The sequence below is a fragment of the Parabacteroides sp. 20_3 genome (genome assembly GCF_964238835.1).
Classification (GTDB): domain Bacteria; phylum Bacteroidota; class Bacteroidia; order Bacteroidales; family Tannerellaceae; genus Parabacteroides; species Parabacteroides distasonis.
This window is the reverse complement of record NZ_CAXSNO010000032.1, coordinates 1-501: the sequence shown is the minus strand read 5'-3', so window position 1 is coordinate 501 and position 501 is coordinate 1. Positions and strand designations below refer to the sequence as shown.

General features: G+C 50.1%; 1 protein-coding gene. It reads right to left on the bottom strand.

Translation table 11 applies throughout. From position 1 onward, the window contains the following. A partial coding sequence (locus tag ACESPU_RS21725; RefSeq protein ID WP_373133664.1) for a polysaccharide biosynthesis/export family protein occupies positions 1-501 on the bottom strand: 501 nt, incomplete at both ends.

The window sequence follows — 501 nt, the reverse complement described above, 5'->3', positions numbered from 1 at the left end:
CTTGACGTTATCACGGACACCGTAAATCGTCATATCGCCTGCCATCGCCAAAGCCTCCAGAACGTTCACCTTCTCGTTGCCGATCGTGAAGCTACCCGGACGGGCCACCTCACCCAACACGGAGATCTTGTAATTAGACATACGGACCGTAACGATCGGGGATTCCTTCAAATAAGGTTTCAAACGCTCACGAATCAAGTCCTCCGCCTCGTTCTTGGTGAGACCACCCACTTCCAAGCGACCGATAACAGGGAAATCGATCTCTCCTTTATTATTCACCAAGTATTGCTGCATGGTCGGTTGCGTGGTCGTACTGATATTTGTCAAAGCCGCATTGATTGGAGTCTGTACCGTCAAGTTGAATGGGGTCGCAGCCTTCGGGTCTGTCGTATTGACCGTGATGCTCAACAAGTCTTTTGGCATGATCTTGGCGTCATACAAAGGAAGTACCTCCTCGGAATCGTTCACTGCCTCTGGGTTTTGGAGGTATGGTACGTTCTT